Origin of the sequence: Pseudonocardia charpentierae, assembly GCF_031845345.1 — a bacterium.
In the GTDB taxonomy this organism is placed as follows: domain Bacteria; phylum Actinomycetota; class Actinomycetes; order Mycobacteriales; family Pseudonocardiaceae; genus Pseudonocardia; species Pseudonocardia charpentierae.
In genome coordinates this window covers 133544-153389 of the sequence record NZ_JAVREJ010000007.1, presented here as the reverse complement: position 1 = coordinate 153389, position 19846 = coordinate 133544, and the positions used below count along the sequence as shown (strand labels likewise).

At 72.9% G+C, this 19846-nt stretch carries 11 protein-coding genes; 3 read left to right on the top strand and 8 right to left on the bottom strand.

All coding sequences use genetic code 11. The features are described from left to right. Positions 1 to 35: 35 nt before the first annotated feature. Both treS and RM445_RS12660 read left to right on the top strand, forming a co-directional pair. A complete protein-coding gene (gene treS / locus RM445_RS12665; protein WP_311556410.1) occupies positions 36 to 2252 on the top strand; it encodes a maltose alpha-D-glucosyltransferase in 2217 nt (738 codons plus the stop codon). 49 nt (positions 2253 to 2301) lie between these two features. Next, on the top strand, positions 2302 to 2754 hold the full coding sequence (locus RM445_RS12660) for a Rieske (2Fe-2S) protein (RefSeq protein WP_311556409.1): 453 nt from the start codon (positions 2302 to 2304) through the stop codon (positions 2752 to 2754). 34 nt (positions 2755 to 2788) lie between these two features. Here the strand turns inward: RM445_RS12660 and RM445_RS12655 are convergent, their stop codons facing one another. From RM445_RS12655 to RM445_RS12635, 5 genes are read right to left on the bottom strand one after another with little or no spacing between them, the layout of a single operon-like run. Next, positions 2789 to 3475 (bottom strand): superoxide dismutase family protein, encoded by a 687-nt coding sequence (locus RM445_RS12655; RefSeq protein WP_311556408.1) that lies wholly within the window; start codon positions 3473 to 3475, stop codon positions 2789 to 2791. Positions 3476 to 3517: 42 nt separating this feature from the next. Further along, positions 3518 to 7285: an ATP-binding protein gene (locus tag RM445_RS12650; RefSeq protein ID WP_311556407.1), complete on the bottom strand. Its 3768-nt coding sequence runs from the start codon at positions 7283 to 7285 to the stop codon at positions 3518 to 3520. After that, positions 7282 to 8601 (bottom strand): sensor histidine kinase, encoded by a 1320-nt coding sequence (locus RM445_RS12645; protein ID WP_311556406.1) that lies wholly within the window; start codon positions 8599 to 8601, stop codon positions 7282 to 7284. The genes RM445_RS12650 and RM445_RS12645 overlap by 4 nt, the downstream gene beginning before the upstream one ends. Positions 8602 to 8611: 10 nt before the next feature. Then, positions 8612 to 9277, bottom strand: a complete 666-nt coding sequence (locus tag RM445_RS12640; protein ID WP_311556405.1) for a response regulator transcription factor — start codon at positions 9275 to 9277, stop codon at positions 8612 to 8614. After that, entirely contained in the window at positions 9268 to 9891 is a 624-nt protein-coding gene (locus RM445_RS12635; RefSeq protein ID WP_311556404.1) for a histidine kinase, read from the bottom strand. The genes RM445_RS12640 and RM445_RS12635 overlap by 10 nt, the downstream gene beginning before the upstream one ends. A gap of 201 nt (positions 9892 to 10092) precedes the next feature. On the opposite strand from RM445_RS12635, the gene RM445_RS12630 reads away from it, so the two are divergent. Beyond that, positions 10093 to 12696 (top strand): Hsp70 family protein, encoded by a 2604-nt coding sequence (locus RM445_RS12630; protein ID WP_311556403.1) that lies wholly within the window; start codon positions 10093 to 10095, stop codon positions 12694 to 12696. Positions 12697 to 12700: 4 nt separating this feature from the next. Here the strand turns inward: RM445_RS12630 and RM445_RS12625 are convergent, their stop codons facing one another. From RM445_RS12625 to RM445_RS12615, 3 genes are all read right to left on the bottom strand, one after another. Continuing rightward, the gene (locus RM445_RS12625; RefSeq protein WP_311556402.1) at positions 12701 to 13441 is read right to left on the bottom strand and encodes a DUF1775 domain-containing protein; all 741 of its coding nucleotides are present in this window, start codon (positions 13439 to 13441) and stop codon (positions 12701 to 12703) included. Between the two features lie 63 nt (positions 13442 to 13504). Continuing rightward, positions 13505 to 14890, bottom strand: coding sequence for an aspartate aminotransferase family protein (locus RM445_RS12620; protein WP_311556401.1), 1386 nt, complete (start codon positions 14888 to 14890; stop codon positions 13505 to 13507). A gap of 147 nt (positions 14891 to 15037) precedes the next feature. After that, on the bottom strand, positions 15038 to 19750 hold the full coding sequence (locus tag RM445_RS12615; protein WP_311556400.1) for a Pls/PosA family non-ribosomal peptide synthetase: 4713 nt from the start codon (positions 19748 to 19750) through the stop codon (positions 15038 to 15040). Between the last annotated feature and the right edge of the window lie 96 nt (positions 19751 to 19846).

The window sequence follows — 19846 nt, the reverse complement described above, 5'->3', positions numbered from 1 at the left end:
CACCTCGCCGAGGGCCGATCCGTGACGGAGAGTCGATGTCTGACGAGCACGCCCACGAGCCCAGCGAAGTCACGTATGCGGAGTACTTCCACCCGGCACGGCCGAAGAGCCTGCGGTACCGCACCCGGGTGAAGCAGTCGTTCGAGCGCCACACCGTCAAGACGGACGGGCAGCCGAACGGCACGAACCCGGCGTACGTGTCGTGGCTGCTGAGCCAGTCGATGCTCGCCGACGCGAACACCATCAGCCGGCAGTTCTCCGGCCAGGGCAGCATGTGGCAGAACCCGTTCGCCAACCCGGACCCGCGGCACGCGGTCGAGTCGGCGTCGGTCTGGTTCACCGCCTACCCGATCTCGCTGATCACCCGCCCCGGCGAGTCGTTCCTCGCCTCGCTGGGCGACGAGGAGCTGTGGAAGGCGTTCGCGACCATCGGCATCAACGCCCTGCACACGGGGCCGGTCAAGCGCGCCGGCGGGCTCGTCGGGTGGCGGCCGACCCCCAGCGTCGACGGGCACTTCGACCGCATCAGCACCGAGATCGACCCGGCCTTCGGCAACGAGGCCGAGTTCCGCGCCATGTGCGGCATGGCCACCTGGTACGGCGGCGCGATCATCGACGACGTCGTGCCCGGCCACACCGGCAAGGGCGCCGACTTCCGTCTCGCCGAGATGAAGTACGCCGACTACCCCGGCATCTACCACATGGTCGAGATCGAGCCGGAGGACTGGAACCTCCTGCCGGACGTCCCGTCCGGGCAGGACTCGGTGAACCTGGACGCCGCGAGCGAGGAGTCGCTGCAGAAGGCCGGCTACATCATCGGGCGGCTGCAGCGGGTGATCTTCTACGCCGAGGGCGTCAAGGAGACGAACTGGAGCGCGACGGCGCCGGTCGTGGGCACGGACGGCGTCGAGCGGCGCTGGGTGTACCTGCACTACTTCAAGGAGGGCCAGCCGTCGATCAACTGGCTCGACCCGTCGTTCGCCGGGATGCGGCTGGTGATCGGCGACGTCCTGCACTCGCTGGCCGACCTGGGCTCCAGCGCGCTGCGCCTGGACGCCAACGGCTTCCTCGGGGCCGAGCGGAGCACGGACGGGATGCCGGCGTGGTCGGAGGGGCACCCGCTGTCCGAGGCGGCGAACCACCTCATCGCCAGCATGGTGCGGAAGGTCGGTGGCTTCACCTTCCAGGAGCTGAACCTGACGATCGACGACATCCGCGCGACCGGCGAGGCCGGCGCGGACCTGTCGTACGACTTCGTCACCCGGCCCGGCTATCAGCACGCACTGGCCACCGGCGACACCGAGTTCCTCCGGCTGTGCCTGCGCACGTGTCTGGACATCGGCGTCGACCCCGCCTCGCTCGTGCACGCAATGCAGAACCACGACGAGCTGACCTACGAGCTGCTGCACTGGTCGCAGGGCCACTGCGACGACCTGTTCCCGTACCACGGCGAGCAGATCAGGGGCGACGACCTGGGCGACACCGTGCGCCGCGACATGTGCCGCCACCTCACCGGCGACGCCGCCCCCTACAACCTCGTGTTCACCACGAACGGCATCGCCTGCACCACCGCGACCGTAATCGCTGCCTCGCTCGGCATCACCGACCTGAGCACGATCGACGACGACGACACCGCCCGCATCCGCTCCGCGCACCTGCTGCTGGCGATGTACAACGCGCTGCAGCCGGGCGTCTTCGCGCTGTCCGGCTGGGACCTCTGCGGCATGCTCACGCTGCCGCCCTCCGAGGTGTCCGAGCTGCTGTCCAGCGGCGACACCCGCTGGATCAACCGCCCCGCGCACGACCTCATGGGCGCCAACCCGCGGGCGACCCGCTCCTCGGCGGGCATGCCGCGCGGCACCAGCCTCTACGGGTCGCTGCCCGAGCAGCTCGACGACGAGACGAGCTTCGCGCGCCAGCTCCAGGCGATCCTCGCCGTCCGCGCGCGCTACCGCGTGGCGGTGAGCCGCCAGATCGACATCCCGGACGTCTCGCACCGGGGCATGCTCGTGATGGTCCACCAGCTCGCCGCCCCCGAGCAGCTCGGGCTGACGGTGCTCAACTTCGCGAACGAGGCCATCGCCGGCACGGTCCGCTCGGAGCACCTCGTCCCGGGCAGCGCCGTGACGAACATGTTCGACGACAGCGACGTGGCGACGGTGGACGACCTGTCGAGCTTCCACGTCGAGCTCCGGCCGCACGGAGGGATGGCGCTGCTCGTGACCCGCGCACCCGAGCCCGAGGACGCCTGAGGCGGGAGGCGGCTTGTCGTGCTCGACCGGGGAGTGGGACGGTCGCGCGATGAGCTCCCCTGACACACCGCTGCTCCCCCGGCGGACGGTGATCGTGGCCGTGGCGGGACTCGGTGCGGCGGCGGCCTGCGGCCCGGCTGCCACGCCGTCCACGGACCCCACCGCGTCTGTCGCCTCGTCCCGGGCCGCCCCGCCGCCCACACCGACGCGCGAGCCCCGGCCCGTCGCCCCCGCCGACGACATCCCCGTCGGCGGCGGCCGCGTCTACCCGGACCTGCGCGTCGTCGTCACGCAGCCCTCCCCCGGCGAATTCCGGGGCTTCGGCATCGTCTGCACGCACGACAGCTGCGAACTGAACGCCGTCAAGAACGGCACCATCAACTGCCCCTGCCACGGCAGCCGCTACGCCATCACGGACGGCTCCGTGGTGCGGGGACCGGCCCGCACCGGGCTCCGGACGGAGAAGGTCGCGGTGCAGGGCGACCAGGTCGTCCTCCTCTGACCGCTCGCAGCCTTCCCGTCCGTCGACCCGCGGGCTAACGGAACGGCACCGTGACGCACGCCAGGCGAGCACCGGCGCTGCCGGCCTGTCCAGGTGCCGTGCCCGTCGTCTCGGCCTCGTGGATCACGATCGACGCGGGGGCCCGGTCGGTGAACGCGAACGGCACCTCCGCCCGCGACTCGCCGTCGCCGTCGCCGTCCGTGCGCAGGTCGAGCCAGATCTCGTTCTGCGGGTTGGCGAAGGCGGGGTCGGTGGAGGGCTTGCCGGGCGCCGCGGCGGGGTCGACCTGGTTCTGGAAGTGCGGGCCGGCCACGTCGCCGGTCGGCCCGCACGCGTTGGCGTGCGCGTGCGCGGCGTACCCGCGATTCGGCAGCAGCCCCTCGACGTCGAGCCGGACCTCGGTCGTACCGCCGCGGTCGTCGACCTCCACGTCGACCCGTGCCCCGTCGGGAGCCAGCGCGGGGTTGTAGGTGAACGCATTGCTCGCGCGGTCCGGCGGGGCGAGGACGCCGTCGGCATCGGTGTCGTCGGCGGTCGCGGTCGACGCAGCGCTGGCGCTCGGTGCGGCGGCGGACGGCGGTGGTGCGGATGCAGCCGGCTGCCCGGACGCACAGCCCCCGGCCAGTAGTGCGGCCGCGGCCAGGATCGGCAGCCGGACACCCAGGCCTCGGCGCAGTTGCGACGTCGTCATCGTCATCGTCATCGTCATCGTCATCGTCATCGTCTTCCCCCTCGTTCGTTCCTGCTCGACACTCTTGCCCCTTCACCGCGGAGCGGCGACCTCGGTCCCGGCCGACAGGCGCTCACACGTCCGCACGAGGTCGTGGGCCGCATCGCGGACGCGCGTCGAGGCGACGGGGTGGTCCGCGATCTGCCGCCACCGGGCCACCTGCAGGGCCGCCGCCTCCCGCACCTGCTCGGCCGTCGCGTCGGCGGCGAGGGCGAGTCGGTCGCGGACACCGTCCCCGTCGGCGCCGAGCAGCCGCTCGGCCGCGGACCGCTGCTCGTCGGGCAGGTTCAGGCCGCCGCAGCGCAGCAGGTCGAGGAGCTCGATCTCGCGCAGCTCGTGGGCACCGGCCCGAACCCGCTCCAGCTGGTAGGACAACCGGTGGGCGTCGCTCTCGGGTGGCGTCGTCCGGATCAGCGCGTCGAGCCCGGCCAGCACCGTCCGGCTGCGCAGCGCGTCCGCCCGGCTCAGGAACCGCGAGCCGATCAGCTCCTGCAGCTCTCCCAGTCCGCTGTGCCGGACGAGCGCACCCGCGAGCGCCGCGCGGGTGTCCCCCTCGCCGCCGCGCACCAGCTTCAGCGCCCGGCGGGCGCCGAGCGGGCCGAGGCGGTCGAGCAGCGCGGTCGCGATCTCCGACCCGTCGTCGGCCGCGGCCACGGGCACCTCCGTCACCGTCGACGACGGCACCGCCCCGTCACCCGCGGACCGCTCCGTTCCGGACGGCTCCGGTGCACGCGCCACCCACTGCTCGAGCCACTCGTGCTCGTCGTCGCCGAGGCGCGCCGCGGCCACGGCCGTGGCCGGTGCCACCGGGACGACGGCGTGGCAGACCCGCCGGACGGCGGGGTCGTCGCCGAACTCCCGCACCGCCTGTTCCGCCGCCGCCCCCGTCTGGTCCGCCACCGCCAGCACCGCGATCGCCCCGCGGTGTCCGGCTGCATGTAGCTGGTCGAGCAGCGTCAGGTCCGCGGGCCGTCCGTAGTGCAGGAGCAGGACGAGGGCGTCGGCCACCGGTGCGTCGGCTGGTCCGTCGAGCAGAGCCGGATCGGGAGTGTCGATCAGCGTCATCGCCCGCAGGGACGGCGCGGGGAGGGTGACGACCACCGCGTCCGGCCCACTCTCGACGCCCCGGTCGCCGAAGGCGTATCGGACCGGCCCCGCCACGCCGTCGACCGGGCGGGGGACGTCCGGTGTGCCGATCAGGGCCTCGACGAGCATGTGGCGGGCGTCGTCGACGGTGGCGAGCACGGCGATCCGCAGAGGTTCGCCCAGCCGGTGGGTCAGGTCGTCGAGACGGCCCTCGGCCGGGCTGTCGCGGTAGGCGGCCCGGGCCCATCGGAGCAGCTCGCGCACCTGCCCGCCCAGGCTCGTCGGCTCGTCGACGGCCCGCACCGGCTCGGACATCGGTTCGACGACGAGGATCGGGTCCGTCGGGGGATCCGGGTGGGACGCACGGGCTCCGGTGGGTGCCGAGTCCATAGGCGGTGCGGGTTCCCGCGGAGGTGCCGCCGGCGGCGGCGCAGCAGCGGCCGCGCTCTCCGCGGGAAGCGGCACGGTGCCCGTCACGGCGGTGCCCTCCCCCGGCACCGACCGGACCACGACGTGCCCACCGACCCCCGACAGGCGCGTCGTCATGTTGCGCATGCCCCGCCCACCACCGGGGTCGGTGGCGTCGACCACGAACCCGGGACCCTCGTCGCGGACGGTGAAGGTGAGCGCACCACGGCGCTCGGCCAGCCCCACGCTGATCGGCGCGCCCTGGGCGTGCTTGCGCGCGTTCCCGACCGCCTCGGCGCAGCAGAACCACACCGCAGCCTCCACGTCGGCCGGGAAGCGTCGGCCGGATGTGATCCCACCGTCGTCGAACCCGACCGGCGGGTGCGTGGCACCGAGCTCGGACCGCAGCGTCTCCACGAGACCCTTCTCCGCCAGGACGAGCGAGGACACCCCGTCGGCGGTCGCGGCGAGCACCGCCTCGACGTCGGCCAGCTGCCCGACGAGTTTGGCCAACCACTCGCGGGCCTGGTCCAGCTCGCCGCCCGCCACCTGGTGCTCGACCAGGCCGAGCGTCAGCCGCAACGACACCAGGTGGTGCTGCGCCCCGTCGTGCAGGTCGCGCTCGATCCGCCGCCGCTCGGCGTCCATCTCGGCGACGGTCCGCCGGCGTGATGCGGCGATCTCCTCGGCGTGCGCGAGGGCGGCGCGGAGCTGCCGCTCCAGCTCGATCCCCGATCGGCTGGCCTCCAGCACCACCCCGAGGCCGTCGGCGACATCGGTGAGCAGATGGGAGCGGTGGGCGTACAGGCCGGCCGCGGCCTGGCGGTCGACCGCGAGCACGCCGACCTGCTCGGCGCCGTGCCTCACCGGCACCTCGACGAGGTCCCACGTCCCGAAGCCCGCGGTGGGGTCGGTCCACTCGTAGGTGCGGTCGCGCAGCCCCGGCCGCCGCACGGTGAGCAGGCAGACGTTCGCACCGAGACCATGGGCGACGGCCTCCGCCACCCGGGTCAGGTCGGGGGCGGCCGCCGCCGTCGACGGCAACGTCGACCGGGTGAACGCGGTGACGTCGGCGAGCACGCGGTAGGGCGCAGGCCGCGTCCCGTACAGCAACCGGTCGACGACCCTCTCGCCGCGGACGTACAGCGGCCCGAACACCAGTGCGACCAGCACGGTCGCCAGGGCCGTCGCCCCGCCGACGCCGAGGACCCCGACGGTGACCGTACGCAGCACCACGAACGCACCGCCCCCGACCGCCATCACGAGCAGCACCACGAGGCCGCGGCTGAACCAGCGCTCCGCGGTCCACAGGCGGTCGTGGCGGGTGGCGACCAGCACGACGACCGCGATGGCGGCCGACGCGAGCCGCGAGAACCAGAACAGCAGGGCGATCGGGGCGGTCGACGCGGCGCCGTGGTCCATCTGGGCGTGGGCGGTCGGGTCGACCAGGGTGAGGCCGGGCGCCTCGCCGAGCAGACCCAGCAGCAGGGTGACGACGCCGAGTACCACCGCGACCGCGAACCCGCCGACAAGCGTGCTGAACAGCAGACGGGCCTGCGTCCGCGCCTCGGCTCCCGGGCCGCGCCGCACCCGCCGCGGCAGGACGACCAGTCCCACCGCGGGCACGAGGAACCCGAAGAACAGCACGCAGCTCGTGGTGTGCGGGAGCACCGCCGTGCCCAGTCCGACGAGCAGGAACGTGACGACGCCGACGACGGCCAGCCCCCCGCGTGCGTGCCGGGCGCCGGGCAGCCCGTCCCACGACGGGGTGGGGAACACGAGCAGAGCGACGATGTAGGCGGCGCAGGCGACCCCGTGCAGCACCACCTGGTGCACGCCGCTCAGGGCCAGCCCGGTCGCCGTCTCGATCGCCCGCGCAGCGGCGTGGGCCTGCAGGTTGAACGCCCCGGCCGAACCGACGAGGGCGACGGCGAGCAGTCGGATCGGCCAGGTCCGCATCGCCCGGCCGCGCAGCCCGGCGCCGAGCAGCACGCCGGCGAGCACCAGGTTCACCGCGCTGAACCCGTAGTCGAGCACCGCCTGGCTCAGCGGCTCGCTCGCCGGGGCGGCGGCGGCCACGGCCCGGGCCCACGAGCTGCCCGCGGCCGCCGCCGCGCCGACCGACCGCGCCACCGCGGGCGAGTACTGCGCGGCGGCCGTCACGGCACCCACGGCGAGCCAGCCGAGCGAGACCGCGCTGCAGAGGACGAGCAGGACGACGACGGCGACACGGGCGGCGAGCCCGTCACGGGCGGCGGCGCGGGTTCCGGGCACGGTCCGCACCACCGACGACACGGTCCCCGTCACGGGCCGGTCCCGGACCCGACGAGCGGCTCCAGCCGATCCGGGAGCCACGCCACGATCGTGACCCCCGCCGCGTACTCGGCGACGTCGACATCGCCGCCCAGCGCCGCGAGCCGTTCGATGTCGCCCGCCAGCTCGCCGCGCAGCGCAACCGCGGAGCCCGGCCCGAGCTCCGGGTCGTCCACGCGCACCGACAGCCGCTCGTCGTGGTGCTCGAGGTGCACGTGCAACTCGGTGCGGGCCGGGCGGTCGCCGAGGTGCGTCACGGCCGCGGCCGCGAGGTAGTAGATGCCCGACTCCACCTCCCACCCCAGGCGCTCCGCGACCTCACCGGTCAGCCGGACCGACCGGGGCAGGTCGGCGATCACCTCGTCCAGGGCGGCGGCGGGCCCCTGGTCGCGCAGCACGGCGGGATAGACGCCGCGGGCGATGACCCGGAAGCGGTCGAGCAGCTCGTCCAGCGCCACCCGCGCCCGGCTCAGCGCATCCACGGTCTCCGGCGGTCCGCCGGTGGCCGCGGCGTCGGAGTCCGCGCGCAGGCCGTCGACGGCCTCGTCGAGCGCCCCGTGCAGGGCGTCGAGCCGGTCCGTCGTCGCGTGGGAGAGCTCGCCGATCAGCCGTCGCCGCTCGACCTCGCGCGCGCGGGTCAGCCGCCGCCGCGACTCGCGCAGCTGCACCGCCAGCTCGTCGGCCTGACGCACGCGCTCCTGCAGCTCGACCCGGCGCTGCACGCTGCGCAGGAGGAGCCCGGCGCCGTCCGCCACGTCCTGCATGAGGCGCTGGTCGGCCGGGGTGATCGGCGCGTCCGGCTTCCCGATCGCCAGCGCCGCCCGCAGCTCCGTCCCGTCGAGCACCGGAACCACGTGGTCGGTGTCGGGCCGGGCGAGCAGTACGGCGAGGTTGTCCGCGACATCCGGCGGCCGGCCGTCGGCCGGGAAGGTCGCCGTCGCGACCAGCCGGTCGTCTACCACCAGCCACACCACGGCGCGCTGCGCGTCGGTGCCCTCGGCGAGAACCTGCGCGAGGCCCGGCAACGCCTCCTCCAGCGATCCGGCGCCGACCCGCGCCGTCGTCTGGGCCAGCACCGAGTACGGCGTGGTGAGCCGGTGGTGGGTCAGCCCGCGGACGAGCCGGTCGAGGGGTTCGCGGGCCGCGACGAGCCCGACGGCCGCCGTCCCTGCCGCGAGGAACGGCAGCAGCAGGCGCTGCCCCTCCCCCGCCACGCGGTCGAGGAGCAGCACCAGGAACACGAACACCGTGCCGGTCCACCCCGCGACCAGGAGCAGCCGCAGCAGCCTCGCGGTGAGGGCACGGTTCACGGAAGCGCCGTCACTCGCCGTCGCGCTGGGAGCGGAGGTAGGTCAGCACCGCCAGAACCCGGCGGTGGTCCTCCGAGACGTCGGGGTGCAGACCGAGCTTGCCGAAGATGTTCGCGATGTGCTTCTCGACGGCCTTCGGGGTGACGAACAGCTGCCCGGCGATCCCGCCGTTCGACCGGCCCTCGGCCATCAGGCGCAGCACGTCGGTCTCGCGCTCCGACAGCGCCGAGACGAGGTCCTTGCGCTCCGCGCGGGGCCGCTCGACGAGGCGCTTGGCGAGCATCGGCTCGATCACGATCTCGCCCTCGGCGATCCGCGTCAGCGTGTCGGACAGCACCTCGACGCTGCCCACCTTCTCCTTGAGCCGGTAGCCGATCGCGTCGGTGCCGATCTCGAGGATGCGCATGAGGTAGTGCGACTCCGCGTAGTGCGACAGGAACAGCAGCCCCATGTCGGGATGGGCCGCCCGCAACCGCTCGGCGGTCACCAGACCGCCGTCGGGCTCGGGCGGCATCCGGATGTCGAGGATCGCGACGTCCGCGGGGCGGGTGCGCAGCATCGCGACGAGCTCGTCGCCGCCCGAGGCGCACGCGACGATCTCGTGTCCCGCAGCCTTCAGCAGCATCAGCATGCCCTCTCGGAACAGGGCACCGTCCTCGGCGAGCGCTACGCGCATGGGATCCTCACAGTGATCGAGATGGCATCCGTCGAGACGTCCTCCGCCGGACCGCCCATCGTGACGGTGCCTCCGAGAAGGCGGACGCCGTCGTGGACGGTGACAGCTTGGCAGGGGTCGACGCCCGAGACGAGCACGACGAGGTCGTCGGCCTCGTGCCGGATGACGACCTCGACCGGCCCGGCCTCCCCGTCGGGCAGGCACCCGAGCACCGCGAAGTACACGGCCCCCTCGACGTCGGGCCCGAAGCGATCGTCGGGAGCGTCGATGCGCACCGGGGCCGTGCACTGCCCCGCGGCCTCGCGGAGCGCCGGACCCAGCCCGGCCTCGTCGAGCAGCGGGGGGTAGAGCCGCCCTGCGATGTCACGCAGCTCTTGCAACACCAGGTGCAGCTCGTCCTGCAGGCCCTCGACGGCGACCCGGAACTCGTGCTCCCCCTCGGGATGCAGGTGCCGGAGCAGGCCCAGGCGCAGTGTCAGTGCGGAGACCCGCAACGCCGCGCCGTCGTGCAGGCGGCGTTCCAGGTCCCGGCGGGCCGCCCAGTGCCGCCGGGCTGTCCGCCGCAGGCGCGCCACGTCGTCGCCGAGGACGAGCGGCGCGGGGTCGAGGGCCATACCGCGAGTCTGGCGGCCTGACACCACAGGACACAGAGGGTCGCCCCCCGGTGGAGGTAGGGTTATCCCCACCCTGATAGTGCGGCAACCCGTATCGAAATGAATCGGCGCGTGTCAATAGGTTGATAACAGAAAGCCTCGGTATCTCGAACCTACCCCTGGTTCTCAGTATCATCAGGGGCTCTGAGGGAGGCGACGACCGTGTCGGACGGCGTGGGTGCGTACAGCCTGGGGGTGGACCTCGGCACGACCTTCGTCGCGGCCGCAGTCGCCCGCGGGTCGAGAGTCGAGATGGTCACCCTCGGCGACCGGACGGTGGTCACGCCGGCGGTGGTCTACGCCCGCGACGACGAGTCCCTCGTCACGGGCGAGGCGGCCAACCGCCGGGCGGTGAGCAACCCGGACCGGGTGGCCCGGGAGTTCAAGCGCCGCCTGGGCGACCCCACACCGGTGATGCTGGGGGGCGCGCCGCACGCCGTCACCGCACTGCTCGCCGAACTCCTCGCCGAGACCGTCGCGAAGGTCACCGAGACCGAGGGCGCACCGCCGCGCGACGTCGTCCTCACCCACCCCGCCAACTGGGGCCCCTACCGGCGCGAGCTGTTCGAGGAGGTCCCGCAGATCGCGGGCGTCCCGCAGGCCCGGATGATCACCGAGCCGGAGGCCGCCGCAGCCCACTACGCGGCGGCCCGCCACCTCGGCGACGGCGACACGGTGGCCGTCTACGACCTCGGCGGCGGCACCTTCGACGCCACCGTGCTGCGCAAGCGCGCGGTCGGCATCGACATCCTGGGCAGCCCCGAGGGCATCGAGCGCCTCGGCGGCGTCGACTTCGACGACGCCATCCTCGCCCACATCAACTTCAGCTCCGGCGGCGCGCTCAGCGAGCTCGACCTGAGCAACCCGCAGACCGGCATCGCCCTCGCCCGGCTGCGCCAGGACTGCATCGCCGCCAAGGAGGCGCTCTCGGTCGACACCGAGGCGGCCATCCCGGTGTTCCTGCCCAACCGGCACTTCGACGTGCGCCTCACCCGCAGCGAGTTCGAAGACATGATCCGGGCACAGATCGAGTCGACGATCGGCGCGCTCACCCGGACCCTGCGCTCCGCACGGGTCGAGCCCACCGACCTCAACGCGGTCCTGCTGGTCGGGGGCTCCTCCCGCATCCCCCTCGTCGCCCAGATGATCACCGCGGCACTCAACCGGCCCACCCTCGTCGACGCACACCCCAAGTACGCCGTCGCGCTCGGCGCGGCCACACTCGCCGCCGAGTTCAGTGCGGCGAACACGAACGCGCCCTCGGCGGCATCCGCGGTCGGCTACGCCCCGAGCCCGCCCGCCCAGGTCCCGTCGACCGCCCCGGCCGCGGCGCCGACCGCGCCCCCCGCGGCCACCGAACCGGCGCCCGTCGGCGCCATGGCCCCCGCTGCGGCGTTCGGTACCGGGTGGATCGGGGCCGGTGCACCCGAGGGCGGACGCACGACGTCGCCGTTCGGGTCCGTCGAGGCTGCCGCCCGGCCGGAGACACCGGCGTCCGCCCCGCATCCCGCGGATCCGTACCGCGACAACCCGCCGCCACCGGTGAACGGATCGGGACCCGGGAACGGGCACGTCGGATGGACCCCGCCCGCGACCGTCACTCCGGCTTCGGGCGGAGGGCACCGGTTCGGCGGACCGCCGCCACCGACACCTCCGACGAACCGTTCACCCCGTCGTCGCGGGCCGATCGTCGGCGCGGCGATCGCCGTGCTGGTGCTGCTCGTCGGAGCGGTCACCTTCCTCCTTCTCCGCCCGACCGGCGACCCCGCGGCGACGCCGAACACCCCGCCCGCGGTCGTGCTGCCGCCGCCCGCTCAGCGGCCCGCCGAGGCGAAGCTCGAGATCGAGCCGAGCAGGCCGATCCCGGCGATCGCCGGGGAGATCCCGGTCGGCAACACCCCGGGCTTCGTCGCCATCGCGCCGAACGGCACGTTCGCCTACATCGCCAACCGCGCCGCCCGGGTCGTCACCGTCGTCGACACCGCGGTCGACAAGGTCGTCGCGACGATCCCGATGCCGGACGGCCCTCCGCAGTACCTGGCGTTCGCGCCCGACGGCTCGCACCTCTACGTCAGCATCTTCAACGACCCGGACCGCTCGATCAACCGCGTGGCCGTGCTCGACACCCAGACCAACACCGTGGTCACCACGATCAAGGTCGGTACCCGGCCCTACGCGCTGGCCGTCAAGCCGGACGGGTCGGAGATCTACGTCCCGAACCACGACTCCGGCACCGTGTCGGTCATCGACACCAAGACGAACAGCCTGGTCACCGACATCCGGGTCAAGCCGAACCCGCACTGGGTCGACTTCTCCAAGGACGGCACGAAGGCCTACACGGCGAACCACGAGTCCAACCTCGTCAGCGTGATCGACACCGCCACCCGCGGCGTGATCGCCGAGATCCCGGTGCAGCAGAGCCCGCACAGCATCGCGGTGCACCCGACCCAGCCGCTCGTCGCGAACGTCAACTACGACAGCAACTCGGTCACGGTGATCGACACGAACGCCGAGAAGGTGACCGCGACGGTCCCCGTGGGCACGCACCCGCAGGACGTCACCTGGGCGCCGGACGGCAAGCACATGTACGTGACGAACGTCGACAGCGACACCATGACCGTCATCGCCGTCGACGGCTGGAAGGTCACCGCCACCATCCCCACCGGCGAGGCGGCCACCAGCATCGCCGTGCTGCCGGACGGGACCAAGGGCTACGTCAGCAACCTGAACAGCGGCACGTTGACGGTGGTCGACCTGGCCGGCTGACCGGTCAGGAGCGGCGGTCCCGGTCGACGAGGGCGGCGAACCGCCGCCGCTGCCGTCGGCCCAGCGCGACCGAGCCCACGGCGACGAGCGCACCGGCGACGCCGGCGAGCCCGACCGTCCACCACCCCGACCCGGCTCGGCCGGTGACGGTGAGCACCTCGGTCCCGGCACCGTGGTGGTGGCCCGGCACCTCCGGCAGCGCGGGCGGGGCGTCGACGTACGGCACGACGAGCGCCGGGTGCTGCGGCGCGAGCGCCCCGTACGGCAGGAGGTCGGACCACTCGACGGTCGTGCCGTCGGCAGAGGTCTGGATCACGTGGAAGCGCAGCGGCCCCGCGCCGTCGGGCAGCCGGTCCACGTCGATCGGGAACACCGCGTACCCGTCGGCCGGCACGGCGCCGCCCTCCCAGGTCACCGTCGTGGCGATCTCGGCGACCGGCTCGCCGTCCACCGTGAGGGGCGCCGCCGGTGGTGCCGTGCCGACCCGGCCGATCCAGCCGGTGGGTGCGGTCGGCACGACGCCGAGCAGCGGGCGTGCCGTCGGCAGGAACACCTCGAGCCGGGTGACGGGGACGGCCGGGTCGTCGTCGGTCACCCGGAAGGTGATCGTCACGTCGCGTGCCCCCGACGCCGCGTGCGACGCGGCCACGGTCACGTCGGCGGCCGCGGTACCGGGCAGCAGCACCAGCGCCGTGGCGGCGAGAGCGGCGGCAGCCGGGCCGCGGACCGTCAGGGGTGGACGCATCGCCGCCATCCTCGGGTGCCCGGGGCGACGGCGTCCAGGGGACGCGTCGCGGGGGTCGAGGGCTCAGGCCGCCAGGGCGACGTCGGAGTAGGCGTCCTCGACGGAGCGCAGCAGGATCGTCAGCGCCATATCGACGACCTCGGCGGTGACGTTGAGCGGCGGCAACATCCGCACGACGCAGTCGTCGCGTCCGCCGAGCTCGAGGATCAGCCCGCTGCGCAGGGCCCGGGCCTGCACGTCCTCGGCCAGCTCGGCGACGGTGCGGCCGTCCCCGGGGGCCGTGAGCTCGATCCCCCACATGAGGCCCTTGCCGCGGATCTCGAGCACTGCGGGATGACCGGCCAGCTCCTCGGTCAGCCTGCCGCGGATCTGGTCCTCGCGGGCCCTGACGTTGCCCAGCACGTCGTCGCGCCGGATGATCTCGATCGTCCTGGTGCCCGCGGCGAAGGCGAGCTGGTTGCCCCGGAAGGTGCCGGTGTGCGCACCGGGCGCCCAGGTGTCGAGCTCCTCGGCGTAGAGCACGATCGCCACCGGCAGACCCATGCCCGAGAGCGCCTTGGAGGCGATGATCACGTCGGGCTCGATGTCGTAGGCCTCGAACGCGAACCACGTCCCGGTGCGGCCACAGCCGGTCTGCACCTCGTCGACGACGAGCGGGATGTTCAGCTCGCGGGTGAGCCGTCGTACGCGCTGCACGAACTCCTTGCGGGCCGGGATCACGCCGCCCTCGCCCTGCACCATCTCCATGATCACGGCGGCCGGCAGCTCGAGGCCCCCGTTCGGGTCGCGCAGGGCGCGCTCCAGGAAGCTGACGCAGTTGGTCTGGCACGTCTCGGGGTCGAGCGCGAGCGGGCAGCGGCTGCACGACGAGAACGGGAAGAAGCTGACGCCCGGCATGCCGTTGGTGATCGGGCGCTTCTGGCCGACGTTGCCGGTCACCGCCATCGCCGCGTGGCTGCTGCCGTGGAAGCCGCCCTGGAAGGACACGATGCCCCCGCGCCCCGTCGCGGTCTTGCACAGCTTGAGCGCGGCGTCGACGGCGTTGGCTCCGGTCGGGCCGCAGAACTGGATCTTCATCCGGTCCCGCATGCCGGCGGGCAGCATCGAGAGCTGCGCCTCGGTGAAGGCGTCCTTGGCCGGCGAGGGCATGTCGAGCCCGTGGGTGAAGATCCCCATCTGCTCGGTGGCGGCCGCGACCAGCTCGGGGTGGTTGTGGCCCAGTGACAGCACACCGGCACCGGTCAGGAAGTCGATGAAGACGTTGCCGTCGAGGTCGCGGATGTAGCTGCCCGAGGCCTCGGCCACGGCGAAGGGGAAGTGCCGGGGGTAGGTCCTGGCGTTCGACTCGCGCTTCTCCTGGCGGGCGAGCAGCGCGGCCGAACGCGGACCCGGGAGCGCCGTGACCACCGAGGGGTGGGCCGGCTTCGCAGCGGTGACGGGAAGGTTCATGGCGGAGTCCTGAGGTCGAGGTGGGAGTTCGTGCTGGTCACGAGCCTGTCAGCGGGAACTCCGGCGATCGATGGTGTGCTCCCCCCGCCGCCGGGAGCACTCCCCCGACCCGAGGTAGGGAGAACCCGCCCCGGGCCGGGCAGCGGGTCATCCCGCCTTCAGGGCTCCGACGTGGGCGCCCTCGATGGCGAACAGGAGGATCGACATCGCCATGTCGACGACCTCGGCCGGCACGTCGAGCGCCGGCAGCATCCGCACCACGTGCCCGTCCCGGCCACCGAGCCCCACGATCAACCCGCCGTGCAGCGCCCGGGACCGGACCTCCTCGGCCAGCTCGGTCGCGGTGCGGCCGTCACGGGGCGCGTTGAGCTCGATCTCCCACATCAGGCCCGCGCCCCGGACCTGTCGGACAGCGGGGTGGTGGGCCAGTCCGGCCAGCCGTCCGGCGATCTGCTCGCCGCGGGCCGCGAGGTTGCGGAGGACGTCGTCGCGCCGCACGACCGGCCCGCGGGCGGGGGCGTTCCCGCCCTCGGTCGACGCAATGCCCGCGCCTGCAAGGAAGTCGATGAACGGCACGTGCCCGGGACGGACCGCGGCGGCCGCGCGCACGGGTCGCGGTGAGGGGGGCATGACGGCGGGCCGGGCCTGCGGAGCCACGGGACGGAGCCGTGGCGGGCCGGCCGGACCGGCCGGCTGACGGACGGGAGCCTGCGGCACCGGGGCCTGCCGCGCCGGCGGTGACTGCACGATCCTGAGCGGGACGGTCGGCGCGGCCGTCGGTGTGGCGCAGACGCGCACCTCGGTCGCCGGGTTTCCCCGCCAGATCGCGAACGGCGCCATCGACTCGCCCTTCATCAGGAACGCGTCGGTCTCCAGCAGCGAGCCCTCGCCCATGGTCACGCCGTAGTGCACGAAGGTGTCGACCCCGATCGTCGCGCCGGCTCCGATGACCGTGTGGTCGGACTTGAAGCTGCCGTCCTCCAGCGAGTGGCACTGCACGAGGCTGCCCGCGTTGAGCACCGCGTCGTCGCCGATCGTGACCAGCGTCTTCTCCGGGATCGAGCAGCCGTCGTCGAACACCCGGCGCCCGATCCGGACGCCCAGCATCCGCCAGACCACGTTCTTGAACGGCGTGCCGTTGAACAGGGCGTTGGTGTAGCCCAGCTTCCAGAGCCGCTCGTGACGCCAGAAGTACGGGTCGTAGATCGACACGAACCGCGGCCGCAGACCCCGGAACCCCATCACGAGCCGCTCGACGAGAACGGCGAACAGCACGTTGAGGACGATGCCCGCCACCATCCCGGCGGTGAGGCCGTAGATCCCGAGCAGGTAGTAGAGGTCGGCACCGGCGAACAGGCTCAACAACGCGGTGAAGGTCTGGAACCAGCGCACGGTCAGGAACAGCAGCATGGAGGTGGCGTTGTGCCGGTTCTTGCGGCGCAGCAGCGTGCGCAGCGCGCCCGGCTCCTTGAGGTGGTCGAACTCGGTGTCGCGGGCGACGGTGCGCGGGATCTCGAAGCACGGCGAGCCGAGCAGCCCGACGTCGTTGCGCACCGGGCCGTCCATCGGGACCATCACCTTGCTGCCCAGCAGCACGTTCTGCCCGATCCGGGCGTCGGCCGGGTAGGCGATGTTGTTGCCGACGAAGCAGTGCGCACCGATCGCGATGGGGGACATCCGGAAGGTGTCGGCCGAGAAGTCGGCATTCATGACCGACAGGGAGTCCGAGACCATGGTCCCGGAGCCGATCGTCGTCAGCAGCGCCGCGTCCTGCTTGAGCTCGGTGCCGAAGTTGGAGCCGGTCTGCTCCAGCCGAGGCATCCGGTAGCCGATGGCCCGCAGGTAGTGCACCACGACGGAGCTGTCGCCGAACATCGTCATGTAGAACTCGGAGTTGCCCAGGCGCGTGATCATCTGGGCGGCGATCCAGCGGACGCCGTACAGCGGATGCACCGCGCCCGGACGGACGAACACGCTCAGCAGCCGCGGCAGAATGATCATCGTCAGCAGCCCGGCGAGGGTGCCGAGCAGGAACAGTGCGGCGGTGATGGCGGCGATCCAGCCGTAGAAGGCCGGGTTCAGCAGCATGCCGTGCCCGTCGCCGAGCACGCCCTGCACCACCGGGGCGACCGACGGCAGGCTCGCCGCCGCGACGACCGCGGCGCTGATCAGCGGGAAGATCGTCAGCGCGGTCAGCAGCTGCAGGGTGCCGTAGACGAACCGGCGCACACCGCCACCGCGGCGTCCCGGGATGACGCGGTAGTCGACGCTGGTCGGCTCCGCGGGGACACCGTGCCAGCGCTGCCCGGCGGGGATGTGCTGGCCGGAGTGCACCGAGGAGGTGTGGCCCAGCTGGGCGCCGTCCCCGACGGACGACTCGATGTCCAGCGCGGTCTTCTCACCGATGAACACGTCGTCGCCGATGTGCACCCGGCCGAACTGGATCTTGCCGGGCACCGCGCGGTACCCGCTGAAGGAGGAGTCGCGCCGGATGATCGTGTGGGCGCCGATGCTGATCAGGTCGGTGGCCACGGGGACGGTGCCGCTGAGGATCGTGGTGCCGCGGCCGATCCGGGCACCGAGCGCACGCAGGTAGACGGTGTAGACCGGGCCGCCCATGGCGGCGAGCGGGCTGGTCCGGATCAGGGTCTTGACCACCCAGAAGCGGAAGTGCGAGAAGCTCCAGAGGCGGATCTCCCGCGGGCGGAACCTGCCGATCACCAGCCACTTGGCCACGACCGGCAGCACGCACGAGGCCAGGAACGTGGCGGCTCCGAAGACCGCCGAGCGCTCGACCGTCGCCACGGTCGTGGGCGCCGAGTACGACCAGGTGAGGCCGGTGACCAGGAGCCAGACGCCGAGCAGCGACGCACCGACGAACGACAGCAGCTGCAGGGTGCCGAACATCCAGTAGGCGGCGGTGCTGGTCCGCACCACGGTTCCGGTCCGGACCGGTGCGGGCTCCGCGCCCGCGTCGCCCATCGACTGCGCGAGCCCCCGGATCGTGGGGTTGCCGTAGATCTCGCGCATGGACGGCGCCGGCAGCGAGGTCTCCTTGCGCACCAGTGCCGAGAACGTCGCCAGCAGCAGCGAGTTGGCGCCGAGGTCGTCGAAGAAGTTGCTCGTCACCGAGACCGCGTCCAGGCCGAGCGTGCGCGCCAGTGCGTCCGCCAGGAGCTTCTCGGTGTTGCTGCCCGCGGCGACGTGCTCGCCTGCCGGCCCGCCCGCGCGCCGGGAACTCGGCGCAGGCAGGGCCCGCCGGTCGATCTTGTCCTGCGGGGTCATCGGGATCGCCTGCAGCTGCTCGAGGTAGGCGGGGACCATGTAGGGCGGCAGCTGCTCGCGCAGGTGCGCAGTGATCATGTTCTTGTCCAGCTCACCGGCCCCGCTGCGCACGCTGTAGTAGCCGACCAGCTCCTTCTGGCCCTCCACCGGCTCGAACGTGTCGACCGCTGCCGCGGCGACCCCGGGCACCTGCAGCAGCACCGACTCGATCTCGGTCAGCTCGATGCGGTAGCCGCGGATCTTCACCTGCAGGTCGATCCGGCCGAGGTACTCGATCTCGCCCTCGGCGTTGACCCGGCCGAGGTCACCGGTCCGGTAGATCCGGCCGGACGGGTTGCCGGCGATGCCCAGGAAGTCCGGGATGAACGCCTTGTCGGTCAGGTCGTCTCGGTTGAGGTAGCCGGTGGCCAGGCCGATCCCGGCGATGCCGATCTCCCCGATCTCGCCGTAGGGCAGCGCGTGGAACGGGTTCTCGGGGTCGAGGATGACCGTGGTGTAGGTGGGCAGCGGCTGGCCGATGGTCACCGGGCGGTCCGGGTGCAGTTCGGTCCAGGTCGCGGTGACGGTGGCCTCGGTCGGGCCGTAGACGTTCAGGAACCGGCGGTTCGGCCGGTGCCAGCGGGCGATCAGGTCCTGCGGGCAGGCCTCCCCGGACACCAGGAGGAACCGGAGCTCGGGCAGGTCGTCCTCGATGGTCGCCAGCAGCGTCGGCACGCAGCACAGCGCGGTGATCCGGCGCTCGGCCAGGAACGCGTGGAGGTCGAGGCCGAGCAGGCTCGAGCCCGACGGCTTCGGCACCAGCGTGGCCCCGGCCACCCACGGCACCCAGATCTCCTCGACCGAGAAGTCGAAGGCGATCGTCATGCCCTGGTAGACGCGGTCCTGCATGCGGACGCCGTAGACCTCGGCGGCGACCCGCACGAAGTTGCAGATGCTGGTGTGCTCGATCGCGACGCCCTTGGGCCTGCCGGTCGTGCCGGACGTGTAGATCAGGTAGGCGAGGTCCTCGACCGGCGCGCCGCGCTCGGCGTCGGTGAGCCGGGAGGCGCTGCGCCGCGCGATGTCTCCGGCCGCCTGGTCGACGTAGAGCAGGGCGGGCGCGAAGCCCTCGAGCCCGTCGACGCGGTTGCGCACGTGCGACAACGACAGCACCAGGCGCGACCCGGAGTCGGCGACGATGTAGGCGATGCGGTCGGCAGGGAAGCCGACGTCGAGCGGGACGTACGCCGCATTGATCTTCAGTACGGCGAGCATCGCGACGTAGGAGTACACGGCGTTGTCGAACAGCAGCGCGATCCGGTCGCCCGGCCGGGCGCCACCGGCGAGCAGGTGGCGGGCCAGCCGGTTGGCGTGCTCGTCGAGCTCACCGAAGGTCAGGGTGACGTCGCCGGCGTCGACCGCGAGGTGGTCGACGCGCCCGTAGGTACGCATCCAGTCGCAGCGCTCCTCGAAGACGTGGTCGAGGCGCTCGCCGTGGCGGGTCCGCGAGCCCTGTGCGTAGTACGGCGCGACCAGGACGGCCGGCCCGTCCTCGCCCGGGGTGGGTCGGCGGGTGTCCTGCAACGTGGCGGTCACGATGGCTCCTCGGGGGTCGTGCTGGTCGTTCGTGCTGGTGACGACCTTGCCGCCGGAGCCCGTGTTGATCGATGGTGCGTTCCCCCGGACCCGTGG